This is a genomic window from Novosphingobium decolorationis (assembly GCF_018417475.1).
GTDB lineage: Bacteria > Pseudomonadota > Alphaproteobacteria > Sphingomonadales > Sphingomonadaceae > Novosphingobium > Novosphingobium decolorationis.
The window spans coordinates 1,688,971-1,710,585 of sequence record NZ_CP054856.1; the positions used below are offsets into that span (position 1 = coordinate 1,688,971).

At 65.7% G+C, this 21,615-nt stretch carries 19 protein-coding genes; 12 read left to right on the forward strand and 7 right to left on the reverse strand.

What is annotated here, in order from left to right; translation table 11 throughout:
• Positions 1–232 precede the first annotated feature (232 nt).
• Together HT578_RS07640 and HT578_RS07645 are read left to right on the forward strand one after the other, a co-directional pair.
• Positions 233–1,021, forward strand: a complete 789-nt coding sequence (locus tag HT578_RS07640; RefSeq protein WP_213503397.1) for a CmcJ/NvfI family oxidoreductase — start codon at positions 233–235, stop codon at positions 1,019–1,021.
• Positions 1,022–1,058: 37 nt separating this feature from the next.
• Positions 1,059–1,658 carry a cation diffusion facilitator family transporter gene (locus HT578_RS07645; protein ID WP_213503399.1) on the forward strand — a complete coding sequence of 200 codons (600 nt, stop codon included), beginning with the start codon at positions 1,059–1,061 and terminating at the stop codon, positions 1,656–1,658.
• A gap of 56 nt (positions 1,659–1,714) precedes the next feature.
• Here HT578_RS07645 and HT578_RS22390 read toward each other — a convergent pair whose 3' ends face one another.
• The 3 genes from HT578_RS22390 to ligM form a co-directional block, all read right to left on the reverse strand.
• The gene (locus HT578_RS22390) at positions 1,715–2,632 is read right to left on the reverse strand and encodes a reverse transcriptase domain-containing protein (RefSeq protein WP_213502132.1); all 918 of its coding nucleotides are present in this window, start codon (positions 2,630–2,632) and stop codon (positions 1,715–1,717) included.
• Complete coding sequence (locus tag HT578_RS22650; protein WP_277884193.1) at positions 2,580–3,176, reverse strand: reverse transcriptase family protein; 597 nt, start codon at positions 3,174–3,176, stop codon at positions 2,580–2,582. Before HT578_RS22650 ends, HT578_RS22390 begins: the two co-directional genes overlap by 53 nt.
• A 474-nt stretch (positions 3,177–3,650) precedes the next feature.
• On the reverse strand, positions 3,651–5,057 hold the full coding sequence (gene ligM, locus HT578_RS07660) for a vanillate/3-O-methylgallate O-demethylase (protein ID WP_213503403.1): 1,407 nt from the start codon (positions 5,055–5,057) through the stop codon (positions 3,651–3,653).
• A 189-nt stretch (positions 5,058–5,246) separates the two neighbouring features.
• Between ligM and HT578_RS07665 the strand changes: the two genes are divergently transcribed.
• The 4 genes from HT578_RS07665 to HT578_RS07680 all read left to right on the forward strand — a co-directional run bounded on the left by HT578_RS07665 (position 5,247) and on the right by HT578_RS07680 (position 8,399).
• Complete coding sequence (locus HT578_RS07665) at positions 5,247–5,732, forward strand: Saro_0803 family transcriptional regulator (protein ID WP_039391095.1); 486 nt, start codon at positions 5,247–5,249, stop codon at positions 5,730–5,732.
• Positions 5,733–5,863: 131 nt separating this feature from the next.
• A complete protein-coding gene (locus HT578_RS07670; RefSeq protein ID WP_213503407.1) occupies positions 5,864–7,420 on the forward strand; it encodes an FAD-binding oxidoreductase in 1,557 nt (518 codons plus the stop codon).
• Positions 7,417–7,863: a c-type cytochrome gene (locus HT578_RS07675; protein ID WP_213503409.1), complete on the forward strand. Its 447-nt coding sequence runs from the start codon at positions 7,417–7,419 to the stop codon at positions 7,861–7,863. Before HT578_RS07670 ends, HT578_RS07675 begins: the two co-directional genes overlap by 4 nt.
• Positions 7,860–8,399: a hypothetical protein gene (locus HT578_RS07680; protein ID WP_213503411.1), complete on the forward strand. Its 540-nt coding sequence runs from the start codon at positions 7,860–7,862 to the stop codon at positions 8,397–8,399. Before HT578_RS07675 ends, HT578_RS07680 begins: the two co-directional genes overlap by 4 nt.
• Before the next feature lie 208 nt (positions 8,400–8,607).
• Here HT578_RS07680 and HT578_RS07685 read toward each other — a convergent pair whose 3' ends face one another.
• Positions 8,608–9,105 carry a nuclear transport factor 2 family protein gene (locus tag HT578_RS07685; RefSeq protein WP_039391093.1) on the reverse strand — a complete coding sequence of 166 codons (498 nt, stop codon included), beginning with the start codon at positions 9,103–9,105 and terminating at the stop codon, positions 8,608–8,610.
• Positions 9,106–9,251: 146 nt separating this feature from the next.
• On the opposite strand from HT578_RS07685, the gene HT578_RS07690 reads away from it, so the two are divergent.
• The 6 genes from HT578_RS07690 to HT578_RS07715 all read left to right on the forward strand — a co-directional run bounded on the left by HT578_RS07690 (position 9,252) and on the right by HT578_RS07715 (position 18,747).
• A complete protein-coding gene (locus HT578_RS07690; RefSeq protein WP_213503413.1) occupies positions 9,252–10,166 on the forward strand; it encodes an NAD(P)H-binding protein in 915 nt (304 codons plus the stop codon).
• A complete protein-coding gene (locus HT578_RS07695; protein WP_213503415.1) occupies positions 10,163–12,364 on the forward strand; it encodes a PQQ-dependent dehydrogenase, methanol/ethanol family in 2,202 nt (733 codons plus the stop codon). Before HT578_RS07690 ends, HT578_RS07695 begins: the two co-directional genes overlap by 4 nt.
• A gap of 17 nt (positions 12,365–12,381) precedes the next feature.
• Positions 12,382–13,992, forward strand: a complete 1,611-nt coding sequence (locus tag HT578_RS07700; RefSeq protein WP_213503424.1) for a GMC family oxidoreductase — start codon at positions 12,382–12,384, stop codon at positions 13,990–13,992.
• A gap of 85 nt (positions 13,993–14,077) precedes the next feature.
• Positions 14,078–15,565, forward strand: coding sequence for a lignostilbene-alpha,beta-dioxygenase NOV2 (locus HT578_RS07705; RefSeq protein ID WP_213503426.1), 1,488 nt, complete (start codon positions 14,078–14,080; stop codon positions 15,563–15,565).
• Between the two features lie 327 nt (positions 15,566–15,892).
• The gene (locus HT578_RS07710) at positions 15,893–18,286 is read left to right on the forward strand and encodes a TonB-dependent receptor (protein ID WP_213503428.1); all 2,394 of its coding nucleotides are present in this window, start codon (positions 15,893–15,895) and stop codon (positions 18,284–18,286) included.
• A gap of 44 nt (positions 18,287–18,330) precedes the next feature.
• On the forward strand, positions 18,331–18,747 hold the full coding sequence (locus HT578_RS07715) for a hypothetical protein (RefSeq protein ID WP_213503430.1): 417 nt from the start codon (positions 18,331–18,333) through the stop codon (positions 18,745–18,747).
• On the opposite strand, the gene HT578_RS07720 is transcribed toward HT578_RS07715, so the two are convergent.
• Genes HT578_RS07720 through HT578_RS07730 form a run of 3 tightly spaced genes read right to left on the reverse strand, consistent with a single transcriptional unit; the run spans position 18,687 to position 21,483 of the window.
• The gene (locus HT578_RS07720) at positions 18,687–19,982 is read right to left on the reverse strand and encodes an MFS transporter (RefSeq protein WP_213503432.1); all 1,296 of its coding nucleotides are present in this window, start codon (positions 19,980–19,982) and stop codon (positions 18,687–18,689) included. The genes HT578_RS07715 and HT578_RS07720 overlap by 61 nt on opposite strands.
• Positions 19,979–20,869 carry a DUF8021 domain-containing protein gene (locus HT578_RS07725; protein WP_213503434.1) on the reverse strand — a complete coding sequence of 297 codons (891 nt, stop codon included), beginning with the start codon at positions 20,867–20,869 and terminating at the stop codon, positions 19,979–19,981. The genes HT578_RS07720 and HT578_RS07725 overlap by 4 nt, the downstream gene beginning before the upstream one ends.
• On the reverse strand, positions 20,866–21,483 hold the full coding sequence (locus HT578_RS07730) for a nuclear transport factor 2 family protein (RefSeq protein WP_213503436.1): 618 nt from the start codon (positions 21,481–21,483) through the stop codon (positions 20,866–20,868). Before HT578_RS07730 ends, HT578_RS07725 begins: the two co-directional genes overlap by 4 nt.
• Positions 21,484–21,615 lie beyond the last annotated feature (132 nt).

Sequence of the window (21,615 nt, forward strand, 5' to 3'; positions counted from 1 at the left end):
CCTGAACCAGCGCCGGGGATTATGCGTCTCCGTGCGCCTTTCATGCCGTCGCGTTGTGCGACATGTTGTTTGTATGGCATACAATATGTGGAAGGCAAGCCCGGAGAGGCTCGGAGGCGACTTTTTTGAAAGAGATACAGTTGCCCAGATCACCTATAGGGAAACCGCGCAAGGCCCACACAAGCACCAAAGAAATCGCAAAAAATAACAATCAAAGAAGGACTTGAGAGGGATGACCGAACTTGTAGGCACCATCAACTATGCCGCCCGGAACGCAGAGCGCATGCTCTACCGGGCCAACGACCACACCCGAGACACCGTTCGCATAGCCCCCGAATCCATGACGATCCACGATGGTCGCACGCGCGAATCCACGCTGGATTGCAATGGGTACCAAATTGTCTCGGTTGTTATGTCACCCGGCACCAGTGGCCATCTCGAGCCTGCAACCGACGCCGCCTGCGCGCTGATCCGCGATCTGTGCGGCGCTGACCGCGTGGTGGCGACCGCCCCTCCGGTCCACCGCTTCGGCGAACGCTCGGACCTTTCAGGCCAGCTCGACAACTCACGCCCCGCGCGTTTTGCCCATGTCGACGTCTCGGACACCACCGCCCTCGCCTTCTCCACACGCTCCTGCCCGAACGACCTCGGCCACTACCGCCGCAGTGCGCACTACAACCTGTGGTGCGTCACCTCGCCCCCGCCGCAGGACGTGCCGCTGGCGCTGTGCGATGCCCGCTCGTTCGCACGTGAGGACCTGATCCTGGCCGACGCCGTATTCGACCGGGACGGTGAGGACCTGTGGACCATGGAAAGCTTCGTCCTGGCCCACGCGCCCCGGCACGAATGGGTCTGGTTCCCCGACATGCAGCCGGGCGAAGCGCTTCTCTTCAAGACCTTCGACAGCGATACCGAGGCGGCAACCTGCGTGCCCCATGTCGCCTTCGACAACCCGCTCGCCCCGCCCGGCACGCGGCCTCGCAGCTCGGTGGAACTGCGCTTCATCGCCTACTGGGCCTGAGCTTGGCTGCGCGCAGCCCCCGCGCTACCCTGCCTGGATGAGCGATTGCGGATGCCGCCCGACGGGCCTCGAAACCACCTCCCAGCGCCGTGCCCTCGTCGTGGCGCTGGGGCTAAACGCGGTCATGTTCGTGGTCGAGACCGCTGCAGGTCTCCACGCCGATTCGGCGAGCCTGCTCGCCGACGGCCTCGACATGGCCACCGACGCCTCGGTCTACGCCGTGGCCCTACTCGCCCTCACCCGCAGCGCCCGCTTCAAGAAGGGCGCGGCGACGTGGAGCGGCGCCCTCCTCTTTCTCGTCGGCGTGGGCGTGGTGCTCGAAACTGTGCGCCGGGCCTTTGCCGGCGCCGAGCCGGGCGGCCTGTGGATGATGGCAATCGGCCTCATGGCCCTGGCGGTGAACGCCTATGTCCTGCGCCTGCTCGCGCGCCAGCGCAGCGCCGAAGTCCACATGCGCGCCGCCTGGATCTTCACCCGCGCCGACGTCATCGCCAACGCCGCCGTCCTTGTTTCGGGCGCGCTGGTCTGGGCGACCGGCATCGTCGCCTTCGATCTAGCCGTCGGCCTGGCCATCGGCGTCTATGTCATCAAGGAAGCCTTCGAGATCCTGCGCGAAGCGAGAGACGCGAAGCCCTGATGGGCTCATCTGCTGCGCACAAATCGAGTAGGGGGGCGCCTCACGGCGCCCCCCTCTCACACCACCGGACGTACGTACTGCGTATCACGGCGGTTTCCGGTACGGTTTAAGGCGGCATGTTGGAGAGCGAGGCTTGAGAGACCTGCCTGATCGAACCATGCGTTGGGCATGCCGTGGGCGGCCTGAGGGCTGCCCGACAGGCGCCACCAGCCCTTTCCCGAGAGCGCGAAGATCCAAGCCTGCCATTCTGGGACGCCGTTTTCCCTTAAGAAAGTGGCGATCGTCATGGTGCGCTTGCACTGTTTGAGCCGGACGCAGCGAAGCTTGCGCCGGAGCCAGCTGTCGATCTCGCGCAAAACCGTCTGAGCCCGGGCGTGTCGGTAGTAGGTGACCCACCCTGTAGTGAAGGCATTGGTCTGTGCGATCATCGCCGCGAGGCTGATGCCTCGGTTGCGGCGCGTAATCGCCCTGAGCCGCTCCTTCAGCCGCGTGAGACTTTTGTTCGCTATGCTCAAAAAGCCTCCCGCTGTCAGACGGTGGCCGAGGAAGGTACGTTCCCGGACGTGTGCAACCGCGCTCTTGGCCTGATTGACGCGGAGTCGGAGCTTGCCTTCCAGCAAGGCGGTAACCGAAGCCATGACGCGCTCCCCCGCTGCCTGTGACCGTACATAGATGTTACAGTCGTCGGCGTAGCGGCAGAACCGGTGGCCCCGGCGTTCGAGCTCCTTGTCGAGGTCATCCAGAATGAGGTTAGCGATCAGCGGCGAGAGAGGGCCGCCTTGCGGGGTCCCCTCCTGCCGTTCGACGTGCACACCACCCGACAGCATCCCGGCCTGTAGAAACCGGCGGATGATGACGAGCAGGCGTGGGTCGGCGATGTGCCGGGCCAGACGGGCCATGACGATGTCGTGGTTCACCCGATCAAAGAATTTCTCCAGGTCGAGGTCTACGACGATCGCATAGCCGTCCCGCACATAGTCCGGGCCTGACGCAGCGCATCGTGTGCGCCGCGTCCGGGGCGGAACCCAAAACTCGATGCCGAGAATGTCGGATCAAGGACGGGATCCAGGACTTGCAGTATCGCCTGTTGTACCAGCCGGTCGACAGCCGTCGGAATGCCCAGCTGGCGCACTCCTTTCCCGCCGGGTTTGGGAATTTCAACTCCGCGCACGGGCTTGGACGGTAAGTACCGTCGAGTAACGAGGCGATCAGCCTCTCACGGTTTCCTGCAATCCAGTCACGCAGGTCGGGGACGGTCATCCCGTCCACGCCCGGCGCCCCCTTGTTCGCTTTCACCCGCTTGTAGGCTTGGTTCAGGTTGGCCGAGCTGGCCACCTCCTCCATCACGTAACGCGTCAAGGCGAGGGGCTCGGCCCATGCCGTGGGTGATTGCCGCTCCTCGATCGTCCCAGCGCCAGTTCCGCCTTTGCCGGTGACGTCGTGGCCAAGCGATGCCTTCAGGGCTTCATCGAAGAAGTCCTGCTGCTTCCCGCTACCTTGCTGCCGCTCCACACCCATCGAATGTGCCCAGTCTTGCTCCTTGGGTACCGAATTTGGTCCTTCGCCGGCTTGCGCCCGCTACTATGACCGCTGCTGACTTCTCCGGGCCCATCCAGCAACATCACTGCCGCTGTTCTCCGGATCGTCCGGAGAGGCCAGGAGATCTCCCGGGGTAAGACGTTGATCCTTCACTCGGTCGCTGCCGGATTTACCAATGCGCGCGTCTGTCTGGCTATCGGACATCCCCATCCATTGCTGGGTTATCCCGCCGCACCGGCCTTCTATCCGATTCCTGTTCGTCAGCTCCGAGCTTTGCCTCCGGCTTCCTCCCCACCCCGCCTCGCGGCGACGCAGTTGCCTTCAGCTAGCAGTTCCCACCAGCAGGCCTGCAAAGGACTTACACCTCCTGCATCAACGCCGTGCCCGGCACACAAGAAAAGGCCGCCCGGATCGAAATCCGGGCGGCCCTTCTTCATCGGGAGAGCGAAAGGATCAGGCGTCGGCCTTCACGGTGCGCCAGCCTTCCTGATAGCTTTCACGCGCGACGCGCGAGTAGGGAACCGGCGAGACGATCGCGCGCACGGCAAGCTGCTTGTGCGGCTCGACGGTCGACTTCCTGGTGCCGCCGTTCTCTTCGCCCCACAGCACGGTGACTTCGTCGCCGATCTGCGTTTCGGGATCGACGGTCGCCAGGCTCAGAGCCTGCTTCTCGTTGTAGGAGAAGCCGGTGAACATCGAGTAGCCGATGGTCTTGCCCGAAGCGTCGCGCACCGCGTCGTAGTTGGACGAGGCGTAGTTCGCGAGCGGCACGTCGAAGAACTTGTAGGCTTCGCCATCCGGATCGAACATCGAGGCCATGATCTTGGCCATGTCTTCGGGATGCCAGGCGAGCGTCACCTTCTTGCGCTGCTTGGCCGGGTCAAGAGCTTCGAGCGCTTCACGGCCGATGAAGTCGTGGTCGAACTTCACGAAGTTGCCGTAGCCCAGTTCCCACGGGTTGAGGTAGTAGTCCTCGATATCGTCCGACACGAACGAACCGCCGATCGAACCGGTGGCCTCGTAGCTGTTCGCGCCGAGCCACTCGCGGAAGCCCTTGAGCTTCTCGCCGGTGTAGATCGCCGGGAGCGGCGAGGGGATCCAGCCCGATTCCAGCGTATTCGAGGGGTACGCGCGGCTGCCGCAGGGAATCAGGCCGAATTCCTTGCCCGCTTCCAGAATGGCGGCGCGGATTTCTTCCTGCTCTTCGTAGGGACCCCAGATCTCGAGACCCGGCGCGCCCGACATGCCGTGGCGCAGCGTGCGCACGGTCTTGCCGGCAATGTTCATGGTGCTCATGTTGAAGAACTTGAGCTTCTCGAGCGGGCCGCCGTGCAGCTTCTCGATCACGTCCCAAGCCTTGGGCCCCTGGATCTGGAAGCGCCATTCCTTGCGGCTGACCGGCTTGCCCATCGGGCGCATCGGCGAGCGGTCGTCGAGCTCGATCTCGCAATCGTAGCCGCCGGTCTCTGCCTGGTAACGCAGCCAGTTGGACGCAGGCGCGCGGCCGACGTAGGTGAAGCTTTCCTCTTCTTCCCAGAAGATGATGCCGTCGCCGATGACGTGGCCGTAGGGCGTGGTCGGGACGTACTGCTTGGCCTTGTTCACGGTCCAGCCCTTGGGGCTGTTGATCATCGTGTCGGTGAGGAGCTTGAGCGCGTCCTTGCCGCGGATGTAGAGATTGACCATGTGGTGCGACTGGTCGAACAGGACGGCGCTGTGCTGCCAGGCCCACTGCTCCGAACGCCAGTTGGAAAATTCGGGCGCCACAACGGGGTATACGTAGGCGCCAAGCTGCGAATTGCGCAGCATCTCAACGATATTGCCGGTCCCCTGAAGAACCTGCTCGAGATTGTCAGCCATCTCACCTCTCCAAAAAATTCAGCCGCAGCCTCGCTGCGTGCCTGCTGAGAGTATCGCGGCCCCGAAATCCGCACAAGAGAAAATGTTCGTGGAACGAACCAATATCCAGCAAACATATGATTATATGCATTATTTTTTGTTTTCATGCGGCGACTTGCACGATTTGCGCGACGGGCTAAGCATGAGCGCGTGGGCACGAACGAACCAAAATCCGAGACACCCGGCGCCGCTGCGCGGACCGGGGGACACGGCGATCTCGACTCGATCCTGGGCTTCCATATCCGGTTGGCCCATGGCGCGGTCTATCGCCATTTCACCGAGACCTTCACCGATCTGGGCCTGACCCAGAAGCAGGTCTCGGTGCTGTGGACGGTGGCCGAGCAGCCCGGGCTGTTCCAGGCGGACCTGGGCCAACAGCTGCAGATGGACCGCGCGACCACGACCGAGATCATCAACCGGCTGGCCGCGCGCGACCTCCTGCGCCGCGAGCCCTCCCCGCTCGACCGCCGCAAGAGTTCGCTCCACCTCCAGCCTGAGGGCGAGCGCGTGCTCGAGGAGGCCCGCACGTCCATTCTCGCGCACGAGACCTGGCTCAAGGAGCGCTTCACCGACGCCGAAGTGGCCACGCTGATCGGTCTGCTCACCCGCATCCACAGCCTGCCGCCCAGCGACTGAGCCGCCTTGCGCCTGCGCCGCGTTGACAGGCGCCCGCACCTCCTGCAAAGTAACGAACGTTACTAATAAGGTGGCAGCCAGCCCGTGCGCTTCGCAGGCGCATGACCTGGCTTGCGACAAGGTGGAGAGCGATGGTTTCGAAACGTGCGCAGGGGCCCGACCCGGCCCGCATCCGGCAGGCGCGGGCCGCCTTCCAGGCGGCGCTGGGCGCCGACAACGTCTTTTTCGGCGAAGAGGACGCCGCCGCCTACAACGACAAGTTCGCGGTGGACGACACGCTCCACCACCCATCCGGCGCCATCGCGCCGGGCAGCGCACAGGAAGTCCAGGCGGCCCTGCGCATCGCCTCCGAAGTCGGCATTCCGCTCTGGCCGATCAGCCGGGGCAAGAACCTGGGCTACGGCGGCAGCGCACCGGTCCTGGCCGGCTCGGTCATCCTCGATCTCTCCCGCATGAAGAAAATCGAGTACGACGAGGAAAACGGCACCGTCCTGCTCGAGCCTGGTGTGGGCTTCTACGATCTCTACGACTTCCTCAAGGCCCGGGGCATGAAGCACTGGCTTTCGACGCCCGGAAATTCCTGGGGATCGGTCGTCGGCAACGCGCTCGACCGCGGCGTGGGCTATACCCCCTATGGCGAAAACACGAGCAAGATCTGCGGGATGGAAGTTGCGCTGGCGGACGGCTCGCTGGTGCGCACCGGGATGGGCGCGCTTGAAGGTTCGCCCACCTGGCAGCTCTACCGCTACGGCTTCGGTCCGGCCTGGGACCAGCTCTTCGTGCAATCGAACTTCGGCGTCGTCACCAAGATGGGCCTCTGGCTCATGCCCGAGCCCGAATCGCTGATGGGCATGGATGTCGAGTTCGACAATCCCGAGGACCTCGGCCCCCTCATTGACACGCTGGCCCCCTTGCGCCGCGAAGGCCTGCTCCAGCAGTCGCCCACCATCGGCAACTGGCTGCGCGCGGCGGCCGTCCTCACCACGCGCTCGGAATGGACCGACCAGCCCGGCGCGCTGAGCGACGAGGTGATCTCGGCGATCCGCACGAAGTACCGTGTGGGCTGGTGGGGCGTGAGCCTGCGCCTCTATGGCCGCGAAGAGGTGAACAAGGCGGCCTATCCGATCCTGGAAAAGGCGATGAACGACCTGAAGCCCCTCTCCATGCACCCTGCGCAGTGGAAGCGCGGCGAGCCGCTGGAAAATTCGGGCTGGACCGGCACGCCGATCAGCTTCCCGATGCAGAACGCCAACTGGCACGGCGGGCGCGGCGGGCACATCGGCTTCTCGCCGGTGCTGCCCCAGTCGGGCACGGCCGCCATGGCGCAGTTCAAGCGAACCTATGACCGCTACCGCGAATACGGCATGGACTACCAGGCCAGTTTCGCCTTCGGCGAGCGCCATCTCATCAACGTCAACGCAGTCCTCCTCGACAAGGACGACCCGGAGATGATGGGCCGGGTCGATCCCTTCCTGCGCCAGCTTGTCGCCGACGCGAAAGCGCAAGGCTATGGCGAGTACCGCACCCATCTCGACTACATGGACCTCGTCGCCTCGACGTACGATTTCAACGACAACGCCCTGCTCAAGCTCAATGAGCGCGTGAAGAATGCGCTGGATCCGGCCGGCGTCATCGCGCCCGGCAAGAGCGGCATCTGGCCCGGCGCCAAGGGAGGAACCTGCGCATGAGCACACTTTCCAAGTCAGCGCTGACCGGTGCCTGCACGGCCGTCCTCATCGCCGTCGCGGCATGTGGCACCGGAGCCCCGGCCCAGGACGCCAAGGACGCGCCACAAGGCGGCCCGCCGCCGATGCCCGCGCCCGTTACGCTCTCCTCGCGCCCCGATGCGGGCCCGGGCGAAAAGCTCTTCATCGAGAAGTGCGTAATGTGCCACGGCCCCAACGGCATGGGCACCGGCCTCCTCGCGCGCCGCATGGACGTGGCCCTGCTTGAAGAGCGCGAGGACCTTCCCGCCGACTACGTCATCCAGGCCGCGCGCATGGGCATCGGCAACATGCCCGCGATCCCGCGCGGCGAAGTAAGCGATGCCGATATGCAGCTCATCGCCGACTACCTAGCAAGCAAGACGCCCAGGGACATGGGCGGCACGATGGAAGGGGACACCCGATGACGGCTCTGGCCCGGCGCGAACTGCTCGCTCTCACCGCCGCAGGCGTACCACTCGCAGCCCTTGGCTCCACGCTTCTCGCCTCCGGAGCGAATGCCGCCACAACGCCCACCACCCTACTGCATGACGCCACACTTCCCGACGCGCGGCGCTTTGCCGCCCGCGCCGCCCAGCTTGGCCAGACCTCGCAGGCCCTCGCCGGAGACGCCGTGCGCCAGGCCCAGGCGCTCTTTGCACGCTGTCCACAGGTCGTGTTTGGAGTTAGCCGGGCCAGCGACCGCCTGCTCTTTGCCGAGGTCGCCCGCGAAGCGGGTTACGAGGAACTCGTCCAGATCGCCCAGCGCGCCGGATGTATCCATGAGAGCCGCTGCCGGAGCGGCGCCGAAGCCTTCGCCGCCCTCGCCCGCGCGAGTGGCCCCAACTGGCCGCGCGCCTTCGCCGAACTGGCTCTGGGGGCCGCGCCGCTGACGGACGCCCTGGAGATACAGGGAGCGGATGCGCCGACCAGCTTCAGCTGGGTGCTACGTCGAAAGGGGTGATCTTGCCCACAAAAAAGCCCTTCCGGAACGGCGGCTCCGGAAGGGCTTTTTTCTCGCATAGAGTAAGAAGAGTTCCGAGGGCCATCTCCCTCGGGCTCCCCGAACCGGCGACCTCACGTCCCGCACGCCACGCGGGCGGAACAAGGTGAAGTCGCCAAGTCTGGGGTCCAAGGGGCGATGGCCCCTTGAATCCTCTCCTTCTTCTTCGTCACTTACGAATGATGAGCGATTCCGGCCGCTTGCGCGGCACCCACTGGCCGCGTCCGGGAAACTTGCTGAGAACTTCACCGTCCCAGAGACGGACGGTGCGGCGGTGGAAGCGCCAGTTCCCGTCTTCGCAGCGTACCGCGTGGTCGTCGTACCAGCCGGTGAAGCGCAGGAGATAGGGCGGCTCGTCCTCGCACTCGGTCACGAAGGCGAAGCTGCGCATCTTGACGCTGCCATCGTCCTGCGGGCGGAACTGGGTCTGCGTGACGTGGTGCTGACGCCCCGGAAAGCCCGGTGCGTTGCGGTAATGCTCGGCAATTCCGCGAATGCCCTCGTGGCCTTCCCAGATGTCCGGGTCCTCGAACACTTCCTCGACCATCCGCGCATCGGGCGTGAAGCAGGCGACCAGCGCCTCCACGTCGCCCGTGTCCAGCGCCCAGCTGTAGTCCGCAATCAGATCCTGCAGCGCAAGACGGTCTTCGATCGGCAATTTCGGCAAGGTAAATCTCTCCCATGTTCGCCCTCGCCGCCCGCATCGCGTTTGCGGGCCGGTACGAGGTGCCTTGACGCAACAGTAACACTCGTTACTTTCTTCCACAAGAACTCCGGGCTGACTCGGAGCGAAATCGGGAAGAGAGAGGACCCTTGGGCAAGATCATTGTCACCGGCGCATCGGGCGCCTTCGGACACAGCGCAGCGCAACTTCTTCTGGAAAAATGCGCGGCGGACGACCTCGTGTTCCTGACACGGACCCCGGACAAGTTGAAACACTTTTCGGAGGCTGGCGCGCACGTACGCGCAGCCGACTTCGACGATCCCGCAAGCCTGCCTGCCGCGATGGAAGGCGCGGAGCGCATGCTGCTCATCAGCACCGCGCGCGTGGGCACCCGCGTCGGCCAGCACCGAAATGCCGTCGAGGCCGCCGTGGCCGCTGGCGTGAACCATATCGTCTACACCTCGCTCATCGCGGCCGATGCGCCCGACAACCCGGCCATCGTCAAGCTCGACCACCGCGCCACCGAGGAGATCATCGAAGCCTCGGGCGCGGCCTGGACGCACCTTCGCGACAGCCAGTATTCCGAAGCCATCGCGGGCGCCATGGTCATCCCTGCGCTGATGGCAGGGCACAAGCCCGACAACTGCGCGGACGGCAAGGTCGCCTTCGTCAGCCGCGACGACTGCGTGGCCTCGGCGGTTGGCGTGCTTACCCAGGACGGGCACGCGAACACCGCCTACACCCTCACCGGCCCCGAGCTCATCTCGATCCCCGAAGCGCTTGCGATGGCGAGCGAGATCGCGGGCAAGCCGATCGAAGTCGAGCATGTCGATGACGAGGCCATGTTCGCCTACTTCGATTCGCTGGGCGTGCCGCGCCACGCCTCGGACATCGTGCCCGACGGGCCGATCCCCTGGTCGAGCGACGACATGGTCACTTTCGGGCAGTCGATCCGCGAGGGCTTCTTCGACCTTGCGACCGTCCACGTCGAGAAGCTGACCGGCAAGCCGCCGCGTAGCTTGCGCGAGGTGATGCTGCAGCACTGCGAAAGCTGGCCGAAATGAAGGTACTTTCCGCAAGCCTGACCGTTGCCGCAGCCCTGCTGCTGAGCGCCTGTTCCGGGGCGACCGGCTCGTCCGACAGCGCCGCGATGGGCGATGACTGGACCACCCCCAAGGGCGGCGCAAATGCGGCCCATTTCTCGCGCCTCATCGACATCAACCCCGGCAATGTCGGGCGTCTGGGACTTGCCTGGAGCTATGACCTGGGCTCTTCGCGCGTGCAGGAGGCAACCCCGGTCGTCCTCGACGGGGTAATGTACACCTCGGGTAATCTGGGGCGGACCTACGCGCTCAACGCCGCGACCGGAGAGGAGCTGTGGACCTTCGAGCCAGAGGTCGACATGCAGGCCAACCGCGGCGCGTGCTGCGACCAGGGCAACCGCGGCGTTGCTGTCGCGAACGGCAAGGTCATGGTAGCCGCGCTCGACGGCTGGCTCTACGCGCTTGACGCCAAGACCGGCAAGGTCGCCTGGAAGGCCGACACGATCACCGACCATTCGCGCGGCTACACCATCACCGGCGCGCCCGAAGTGGCCGGGAACCTCGTGCTCATCGGCAATGCGGGCGCAGAATACGACGCGCGCGGCTATGTGACCGCCTATGACGTCGCCACCGGCGAACAGGCCTGGCGCTTCTACACCGTGCCCCACGATCCCGCCCAAGGACCTCAGGAAAACCCGGAGCTGGAAGAGGCGGTCAAGACCTGGTCGCCCGAAAGCCGCTGGGACATCGGCGGCGGCGGCACCGTGTGGGACGCGATCAACTACGACGAACGCTTCGGCACGGTCATCATCGGTGTCGGCAACGCAGGGCCCTACAACCTGGAGCGTCGCTCGCCGGGCGGAGGGGACAACCTCTACGTCGCCTCGCTCGTCGCGCTTGAGGCCAGGACGGGCCGCGTGAAGTGGCATTACCAGGAAACGCCGGGCGATGCCTGGGACTTCACCTCGACCCAGCCCATTGTCTTTGCCGACATGGACGTCGAGGGCGAGATGCGCCCCGTGCTCATCCACGCGCCCAAGAACGGCTACATGTTCGTGCTCGACCGCGAGACCGGAAAACCCATCGCGATCAACGCCATCGTGCGCACCAGCTGGGCCGACGGCTACGACATGAAGACCGGGCGCCCCAAGGAAAAGCCCGAAAGCGCCCATTACTGGAAGGGACCGAAGATCATCTTCCCCGCCTCGCCCGGCGCGCGCAACTGGTACCCACCCGCCTATGACCCGGACCGCGAGCTCTACTTCGCCTCCGTGCTCGACATGGGCAACCTCATGTTCACCACGCCCCCGCTCGACCCGGCCGATCCGCACCGCAAGAAGGCGCTCAACATCCAGACCGCGCTGCTCTTCACCGCCGATCTCGACAAGTCGATCGCCACCCTGCCCCCGCCGCTCCAGGACATGGTGAAGGCCCTGCCCGAATGGCAGTGGGTCAAGGACAAGCCCTATTCCTCGCAGATCCGCGCCATCGACCCGATGACCGGCAAGGCCAAGTGGGCGGTCGACACCGAGGGTTGGCAGGACCGCCCCGGCGTCATGGCGACGAAGACCGGCATCGTCTTCCACGGCAGCATCGACGGGCGCTTCATCGCGCGCGACGCCGAGACGGGCGCGATCCTCAAGGAAATCGACACCGGTACCGCGATCATGGCCGCGCCCATGACCTACCGCGTCGACGGCGTGCAGTACGTCGCAGTCCAGGCGGGCTTCGGCGGGGGTGGCTGGGGCTTCGTCCCGCGCTACTCCGCGCCCTATAAATACGGCAACGCCAACCGTCTGCTCGTCTTCAAGATCGACGGCGGCGAAGTACCCAAGCCCGATCCGCTGCCCGCTCCGCAAGTTGCGCCCGAGCCGCCCGCACAGCTTCCCGGCGTAACCCCGGCGACGATCGCACGCGGCCAGGCGGTGTTCTTCGGCAACTGCGCGATCTGCCACTCGAACCAGATCATCTCGGGCGTGCCGGACCTGCGCCGCATGCAGCCCGAGATCCACGAAGCCTTCGACCAGATCGTGCTGGAAGGCGCGTTCCTGCCGATGGGCATGCCCCGCTGGGACGATCTCATCAGCAAGGAGGACGCGCATGCGATCCACGCCTGGCTGATCGACGAGCAGGCCAAGGTGCGCGCGCGTGAACTCAAGCTGAAGGCCGCGGGCAAGCCGCTCGACGCGCCCAGCCTCACCATCCTGTCCAGCTACTGACGAAGGAGAGACAGGCCATGGATACCCCTGACATCATCGTCATCGGCGGCGGTTCCGCCGGCGCGGCAATGGCCGGACGGCTCGCCGAAGGGGGCACGCGCGTGCTCCTGGTCGAGGCCGGACGCTCCGACAAGACGCTGAAATCGCGCGTCCCTGCCCTTACCAGCTCGGTCGTCCAGAACCCGGACTACGACTGGTGCTACAAGGTCGAGCCCGACCCCTCGCTCGGCGGGCGTGCCGACGTATGGCCGGCGGGCAAGCTCCTGGGCGGAGGCAGCTCGCTCAACGGGATGATGTTCATCCGCGGGCACAAGTGGGACTACGACCACTGGGCTGACCTGGGCGCGGCAGGCTGGGACTACCAGAGCGTGCTACCCTACTTCCGCCGCCTGGAGGACAACGAGCGCGGTCCCGACGCCTGGCGCGGGACGGGCGGCCCCATCGGGGTCTCCGAAGTCCGCGCGCGCTATGCCATCACAGACGACTGGATTGCCGCGGCCGAAGCTGCCGGAATCCCGCGCTCGGACGATCTCAACGGCAAGAGCGCCGAAGGCGTCGACTACGTTCAGGTCTCGCAGCGCGGCGGCCTGCGCTGCTCGACCGCGCGCGGTTATCTGGAGGGGCGCGACTACGACGGGCGGCTCAAGGTGGAACTGGAATGCCAGGTCCTGCGCATCCTCATCGAGGAGGGCCGCGCCTGCGGCGTGGTCGTGCGGCAAGGCGGCGAGGAACGCACCTGGCGCAGCACGCGCGGCGTGGTCCTGAGCGCGGGTTCGATGAACACGCCGCGCCTGCTCATGCTCTCGGGGATTGGCCCGGCCGAGCATCTGCAGGACATGGGCATCCCCCTCGTGCGCGATCTGCCCGGCGTCGGGCGCAACCTGCAGGACCATGTCGGCACGCACCTCGTCAACACGGTTTCGGGCACGACGCTCAACACCGATGCGCAAGGGTTGCGGGGCGCGCTGCAACTGCTCAAGTTCGCCGCCTTGCGCACAGGTGCCCTCACCACCGGGATCGGCCATGCGCAGGCCTTCGTCCATGGGCGCCCGGGACTGCCCGCACCCAATCTGCAGATCTCGTTTGCCGCCTTCGCTTTCGATTTCGACGAGCAGGGCCGCCTCATGCTGCGCAAGGACGCGGCGGTCTCCACGCTGATCGGCCTCATGCGCCCCTCCGCGCGCGGGCGCATCACCCTGCGCTCGGCCGATCCGCTGGCGCCGCCGGTCATCGCGCACCAGCAGCTGGGCAGCGAGGACGACATCGAGCAGATCGTCGAGGGCATCGCGATTGCGCGCAAGATCATGGAGGCAGCTCCCATGGCCGCCCAGATCACCGGCGAGGTCCGCCCCGGCGCCGGGCTCGACGCGCCCGAGGCTCTGCGCGAATACGTCAAGCTCGCCTCGATCCCGCTCTACCACCCGGTCGGCACCGCAAAGATGGGCGCGGCCGAGGACCTGATGGCGGTGGTCGATCCCGACCTTGCCGTCCACGGCGTTGAGGGCCTGTGGGTCGCCGACGCCTCGATCTTCCCGAGCCTGCCTGCCGGCAACACCAACGCAACCGCGATCATGGTCGGCGACAAGGGCTCGGACCACGTACTCAAGGCCCTGCGCGCGAACCGCTGATGGAACGCGTGACACAACAAACCGGGGTCCCCGGGGAGACACCACCCAAAACAGGTTCTGGATACATTCTGGAGAGGACGTCACTGTGACACAGTTCCCGCACACCATCCATTTCACCGGCACCAACACCCCCATCGGGGTCGAGTGGTCGGCCCGCAATCTCGATGTCATCGGCACCATTCCCGAGGAGATCGACGGCGCCTTCTTCCGCGCCGTCCCCGACCCGGCCATGGCCCCGATCTTCGAGGACGAGGTCGCGCTTTCAGCCGATGGCATGGTCGCCAAGTTCGACATCCGCGGCGGCACCGTCGACTACGCGATCAAGTATGTCGAGACCGAGCGCTACCTCCTCGAGAAGGAGGCGCGCACCGCGCTCTTCGGGCGCTACCGCAACCCCTACACCGACGATCCCAGCGTCGCGGGCAAGGACCGCACCGTCGCCAACACCACGCCTGTCTGGCACGGCGGCCGCCTGCTGATGACCAAGGAAGATGGGCTTGGCTACGAGGTCGATCCCGAGACGCTCGAGACCATCGGCCGCTTCGATTACTATGGTGCGCTCAAGTCCGAGACCTTCACCGCCCACCCGCGCATCGACCCCGAGACGGGCGAAATGTTCTTCTTCGGCTATGAAGCGGGCGGTCTCGCCAGCCTCGATGTGGCCTATGGCATTGCCGACAAGGACGGCAACCTGATCTCGGAGCAATGGTTCAAGCAGCCCTACTGCTCGACCATCCACGACTTCACGATCACCGAGACGTACGCTGTCTTCCCGATCTTCCCGACCACCGCCGATCTTGACCGCCTTAAGGCAGGCGGCGCGCACTGGGCGCACCAGCAGGACCTGGAATCCTGGGTCGGGATCATGCCGCGCTACGGCAAGGTCGAGGACATGCGCTGGTTCAAGGGACCCAAGGGCGTCTCGGCCTTCCACTTCCTCAACGCCTACGACGATGGCGATCTGGTCCATCTCGACGTGTGCCTGTCCGACACCTGCGCCTTCGGCTTCATGCGCGAGGCGGGCGGCGTCGAGCGCGCGCAGCAGAGCATCCAGGGTGGCATGACCCGCTGGACCTTCGACATGTCCAAGCCCGGCGAGGAATTTGAATCGCGCGTCATCGGCCCTCCGGGCGACATGCCGCGCATTCCCGACGCCAGCCAGGGCCGCATGCACCGCAAGGGCTGGTACCTCACCATCAACCCCGAAGGCGGCCCGCCCGTCCTTGGTGGCCCGGTCGGGGTCTCGTTCAACATGCTGGTGCAGATCGAGCCGGGCAATGGACGCATCGAAGCGATGCCGCTCGAACCGGGCATGGCCATCAACGAGCCGGTCCATGTGCCCTCCTCCGATCCGGACAAGGACGGCTGGCTGCTCATGGTGGTCGACCGCCAGACCGGCGAGAACAGCTTCGATTCCGAACTCTGGGTGGTCGAGGCCGATGCCGTGGCCAAGGGGCCCATCGCCCGCGTGCCGATGCCCCTGCCCATGCGCGCGCAGGTCCACGGCTGGTGGGTTTCGCGCGAACAGCTCGACAAGGCCAAGGCCCGCAAGGCGCAGGCCGCCGCGGCCTGATGCGCACGCGCCGAGGCGCGCTGTCGGGACGTCGTCCGGAAGGAGAGAGGAGGCTCCTTTCGGGCGACGAAATCGATTGACACATTAATAACGATCGTTACTAATTTACCCAAGCTGGTAGTCCGGCTGACAGGGGCACCGCTGCCCGGGTCCAGACTGCCCTTTGCACAATGACGAAGTCACCAACGATGGACCGTTGGGGCAGGGAGAACGGTGGCCGCAAGGAATGCCCGGCAGGGCTTTTCACGCGACCATGAAGGGTGAGAAAGGACCGCCAGCGTCCTCCATCCGCCTGCCCGATCCGATGGTCGAGGGAGAGGAAATATCATGGCACGAGCCCCATTCACCTGTCGTCGCACGGCCAGCGCCGTGATCGCCCTGGCCACGGGCCTCACCGGCCTGACCCTGAGCCCTGGCAGCGCCCATGCGCAGGACGGCGCACAGGACAGTGCGCAAGTCCACGCCCCCGAGATCATCGTGACCGCGCAGTTTCGCGAACAGCGCCTGCAGGACACGCCCATCGCCATCACCGCGACGAGCGGCGACCAGCTGGCCGCCAAGAGCGTCGACAGCGTCACCGACCTCACCGCCATCGCGCCCAACGTGAACCTGTCCGAAGCGACCGGCCTCAACGGCAGCGCGGTGCAGGCCTATATCCGCGGCATCGGCCAGAACGATTCCAGCTTCGCGCTCGAACCGGGCGTGGGCATCTACATCGACGATGTCTATTACGGCACCACCTTCGGCGCGATCCTCGACCTCAACGACCTTGACCGCGTCGAAGTCCTGCGCGGGCCGCAAGGCACCCTCTCGGGCAAGAACTCGATCGGCGGCTCGATCAAGCTGTTCAGCCGCAAGCCCGACGAGGTCAGCGATGGCTTCGTGGAGGCAACCACGGGCAGCTACGGCCGCATCGACCTGCGCGCGAGCGCCGGCTTCACCATTGCCGATGGGCTTTACGCGCGCATTTCAGGTGTCTCGAAACACACCGACGGCTTCTTCAAGCTCTACGACTACGGCTGCCTGAACCCCGATTCCGGCATTGCGCCGACCGTGGGTGGCGGCGACTGCCAGACCGGCACCGAGGGCGGCGTCGATGTCCAGGGCGGGCGCCTTGCGCTGCGCTATGCCCCTGTCGGATCGAGCCTCGAGATCAACCTCATCGGCGACTACGCGATGAACAAGTCCGAGCAGGTTGCCACCAAGCTGATCTATGCGAACAGCAACGACACCCGCTCCTACGACGCGGCCGATCCGATGGGCGGCGTCCCCTTCGACAGCCGCTTCCTGACCGGGCCGAAGTCCTATTCCAGTTACGCCAACTACGCCTCGGGCGGCAACTACACCACGATCTTCGGCACGCCGCTGCAAGTCGCGCCCGGCACCTTCGACACCAGCCCGCAGAGCACCGCCAAGAGCTGGGGCGTGGCCGGTACGGTCGACTTCAAGTTGACCGACTTCCTCGCCGTCAAGTCGATCACCGCCTACCGCGAGGCGAGCGGCACCTCGGGCATCGATCTCGATGGCTCGCCCCTCTCGGTGCTGGTCCAGGAGTTCGACTACGAACACGCCCAGTTCACCCAGGAACTGCGCCTTTCCGGCCAGGTCGGCACGCTCGTCGACTTCACCGTGGGCGGCTACTATTACGATGCCGACGACAACATCGCCGGACGCTCGCTCATCCCGACCGCGATGTTCGACTTCGTGCAGGACGACCCGATCTCGAACCGCTCCGTGTCCGCCTTCGCGCACTCCGAGTTTCACCTGACGCCCGACCTCAACGTGATCGCGGGCATCCGCTACACCGACGACAAGAAGACGTACCAGTTCACCCGGCGCAATCCGGACGGCACCCTGCCCTCGGGCATTCCCCTGACGACCAACTTCCTCGTCGCGGGGCTGGACGGGGAAGTGGGCCTCTTCAAGGGCACGCGCACCGACTATCGCCTCGGCGTCAACTACCGCTTCATGCCCGAGCTGATGGTCTATGCGCAGATCGCGACGGGCTACAAGGGCGGCGGCATCAACCCGCGCCCCTACACGCCTGACCAGATCGTGCCCTTCGATCCCGAGACGCTCACCACCTACGAGGCGGGCTTCAAGTCGGACCTCCTGAACAACCGCGTGCGCTTCAACGGCACGTTCTTCTTCAACCGGTACAAGGATCTCCAGATCAACCGCTACTTCTGCCCGGAAAGCGTGAGCCCGACCTGCTCGCAGCCGGCCAATGCGGGCGATGCGGACGTATGGGGCCTGGAGGCCGAGCTCTTTGCCGAGCCCATCGACAACCTCACCATCGACGGCGCGATGGGCTACCTGAACTTCGACTATACCCGCGTCGATCCCACGACTTTTGTCGAAGAGGACATGGTCGCCCCCTTCAACCCCAGCTGGCAGCTGAGCGCCGGTATGCAGTACAAGGCACAGCTAGGCGATGGCATCGGCACGCTCACCCCGCGCGTCGACTGGACCTACCAGTCTTCGTTCTACTTCAACTCGGTCAACAACCCGGACAACCAGATCGGTTCGCGCAGCCTCTTCAACCTGCGCCTGACTTACGCCTCGGACGACGAGACCTGGCAGGTCAGCACCGGCATCACCAACCTCTTCGACAAATTCTATTACACCGGCGTCAGCGAAAACGTGCAGAACTACGGCGTGAACACCGGCTCGGTCGGCCGTCCGCGCGAGTGGTTCCTCTCGGTCCGCCGCGCGTTCTGAGCGCGGACCTTTCCGGCACGTTTCCAGGACGAGAGGACGACACGATGCGCGCGCTCTATCACACCAGCCGCTGGATCTTCGGATTGTGGTACCTGTTCTCGGGGGTGGAGTACTTCACCCCCTTCGAACTCCAGCCGCTCGGCAATACGCCGCTGGGCCAGGAATTCACGCTGGCGCTCATCCACTCCGGGCTCTTCGCCTGGATCAAGGTGGCCGAGATCGCGATTGCAGTCCTTGTCCTTGCCGACCGCATGATGCCGCTCGTTGCGGCCGCAGCCGTGCCGCTGACGGTCGTCATCGCCTACTGGAACTTCGCGCTGGAATGGGGCGTCGTCGAAGTCGTCTTCGGCGCGCTGACGATCCTCTTCAACGCGGTCCTGCTCTGGCCCTATCGGGCCTATTACCGACCCACGCTCACCGCCTGGCGCGGGGAGCGGGATTTCTCGCTTTCACTCGACTGAGGCGCGGGACGCGCGGCCCGTCGCACGACGGGCAGCAACATCGTGAGGCCCAGGCACAAGGCCACCGGCAGCGCGGCAAAGGCGAAGAACAGCGCAGCCCCTACATCTCCCTCGATGACCGCAGCGCCCAGCAAGGGGCCGCCGATGGCGCCGATCCGGGCCACCGCCACGGCAAGGCCAATGAGGCTGGAGAGCAGGCGCGGCGGGACGAGCCCCGAGGCCACCGCCAGGATCGCGACGTGCACGCCTGAGATGCCGCCGCCTGCGATCAGCAGGAGGATACCCCAGCCCAGCCGCGTGGGCGGGACGAGGCCAAAGGCCAGCAGCGCCAGCCCTATCGCGCCGTAGCTTGTCGCCAGCACCACCGTCACCCGCCCCCCGTCAAGCATGCGGGCGAGCAGGAGCCCGATGACCATGCCTCCGAATTGCAGGAGCGAGACCGCATGGGCCGCCGTCTCCAGCGTGAAACCAGCGTTCGGCAGGACCGTGGGCACCCAGGAATTGATATAGTAGAGCGCTGCGGCGTTGACCCCGTAGAGCACGCATATAAGCGCGGTGACGTAGAAGATGGGCCGGTGCAGCAACTGCACCAGTGGCGCTCCTGAACCTGCCCCCTCCTCGACATCACCCGCGACCGCCGGGGATTCGGACAAGGCCAACCAGAGGAGGCCCAGCAGCAGCAAAGTTACAAGCCCCGGAAGGATGAAGATCGCCTGCCACCCGAAGGCCGCAACAAGCGGTGAGACCACCAGACCCGATCCCGCCGCGCCGAGTGGGATCGCCATCGAGACAATCGTCATCGTGCTCGCCCGCCGACCGGGCCGCGCCAGTTCGGCGCTGAGCGCAGTGACGTTGGGTAGGCACGCGCCGAGGGCAAGGCCGGTGAGAAGCCGCCAGGCGGTAAACGCCTCGACGCTCTGGCCCGTGGCCGTCCCGAAGGTCGCCAGCGCCAGCACCGGCAGGACGAGGAGGATCACACGCCGCCGCCCGAACCGATCGCCCAGCGGCGCCAGCCCCACCGCGCCAAGACCCAGCCCCAGCAGAACGGCGGAGAGCGCGAGACCAAAGGTCTCGGGCGCATGGCCATAGGCCTGAACCAGGTGCGGCACGGCCAGCGGCATCGCGGTCAGGTCATAGCCGTCAAGCAGCATGACCGCGCCGCACAGGATCAGCGAGGTCCAGCGCGCGCGGGCAGAAAGCGCGGGCGCTGCATCCGGCAGGAGGGTCGCGCTCATCGCCCCTGCCCCTGAGCGTCCCAGGGCGAGGGCATGTGGTAGGGCACGGTGATGAAGTTCGCCTCGACCTGGCGGATCGCGCCGGCCTCGATCTTGAAGACTTCGGAGAGATAGAACGTGTGCGGGCGGCGGATATGCGATTCCACTTCGGTTCCGTCGGTCAGGGTATAGCGCTCCAGCACGCCGCGATGGTCGATGAAGCCATGGGCCATGACCAGCCCGCGTTCCACGTCGACAAGCGGGAAGCGGCGCGCGCGCAGGCGATCGTCGTAACGGTACCAGCCGAGGCGAAACTGCGCCTCGCAGCCCAGCTTCGCAATGGGCAACATGAAGGCCGGATTGTTGGTCGTCTGTGTCCCGTTCTCGACCCTCTGGCAGTCCGGGTGAAAGGCGGTGAAGAGCTGCCCGTCGTTCTGCTCGAGCGTCGCGAAGTAGCCGTTGGCCAATGTCAGCAGCCGTTCGCGGGTCATCCGCTCGGCCTCGGGCACAAAGGCGTCCATGACCGGCTTGGCCTCGAACCTGGGATCGGGGAACTGCAGGGCCTCGTCGCGTTGGCGCACGACGATCATTTCGGCCTCGCAGACCTCGCCCGCCCCGCTCACGCCAAGGCGCAGCGCGGCGGCGGATTCGTCGCCGCTCTCGATCACCGTCGTGAACAGGCCGATCTGCCCCGTCTCGGGATCGCAGAAGCGAAAGTCGTAGGTACCCCGGCCGGTGATCGTCGCCCACAGCCCATCGCCCGGAAGCAGCGCGACGTTGTTCTCAGTGTGGAAGACATCGCGCGTCCAGGCCACCTGCGTCGGATCACGCGCGTCCAGGGCGGCCAGATAGCGGTCGAGCACGGCATAGAGCGCGGCGCGATCAAGCCCTGACGACAGGCCGCTCACGCGCCCGCCTCCGCCGCCTGATCGCCGTAATGAAAGGGCGGCACGAAGACCTCGGGAAACGCCTCATATTCGACCGTGGGGGGAAGGTCTGGCTTCAGCCCGTCGATCTTGCGCAGAAGCGGGATGCCGCCCTCGTTCAGGCCCTTGTCGTACTCGCAATAGAAGGTGATGAAGCCATGGAGCGAGGCGATGCGCCAGGCCCCGTCCTCGCGCACGTAGCTGTTTTCATACGTCGCCTCGCCCCAGCGCGCGACCCCGCCCAGCCAGGCGATCTGGATGAAGGTGCGCCAGCGCGCCTTTGCCGTATCTCCCTCGACGTGGATCACGGGCTGGAGCTGCATGTGGTTGAACAATGCGCCGCGCTCGTAGGGCGGCAAGGCATGCAGGTAAGCCCGCACCCGCTCACGCCCGACATAGACGCCGCGCCCCGCAATCTCGAGCGTACCCTCGCGGGCGAACAGATCCGCTGCCTTGTCCCACAGCCCCTTGTCGACATAGTATCCGTACATCGCCTGGAGGTTGGCGATCTCGGTCCAGTCGCGCGCGGCGCGTGCTTCTTCGCGCAGCTGCGCCACTTCGGCCCGCAACTGGGCAATTGCCGGATCCTGATCCATGCAGCCTCTCTCCTCTCCCGAGCCCTCTTCCCGCGGCCGGAGAAACCAGATCGGCTCCCCCGAAACGCGTTTTGGGCGTTGCGCACCATCGTAACGTTCGTTATCGTTTTGGCAAGAGACGCGCACCCTCCG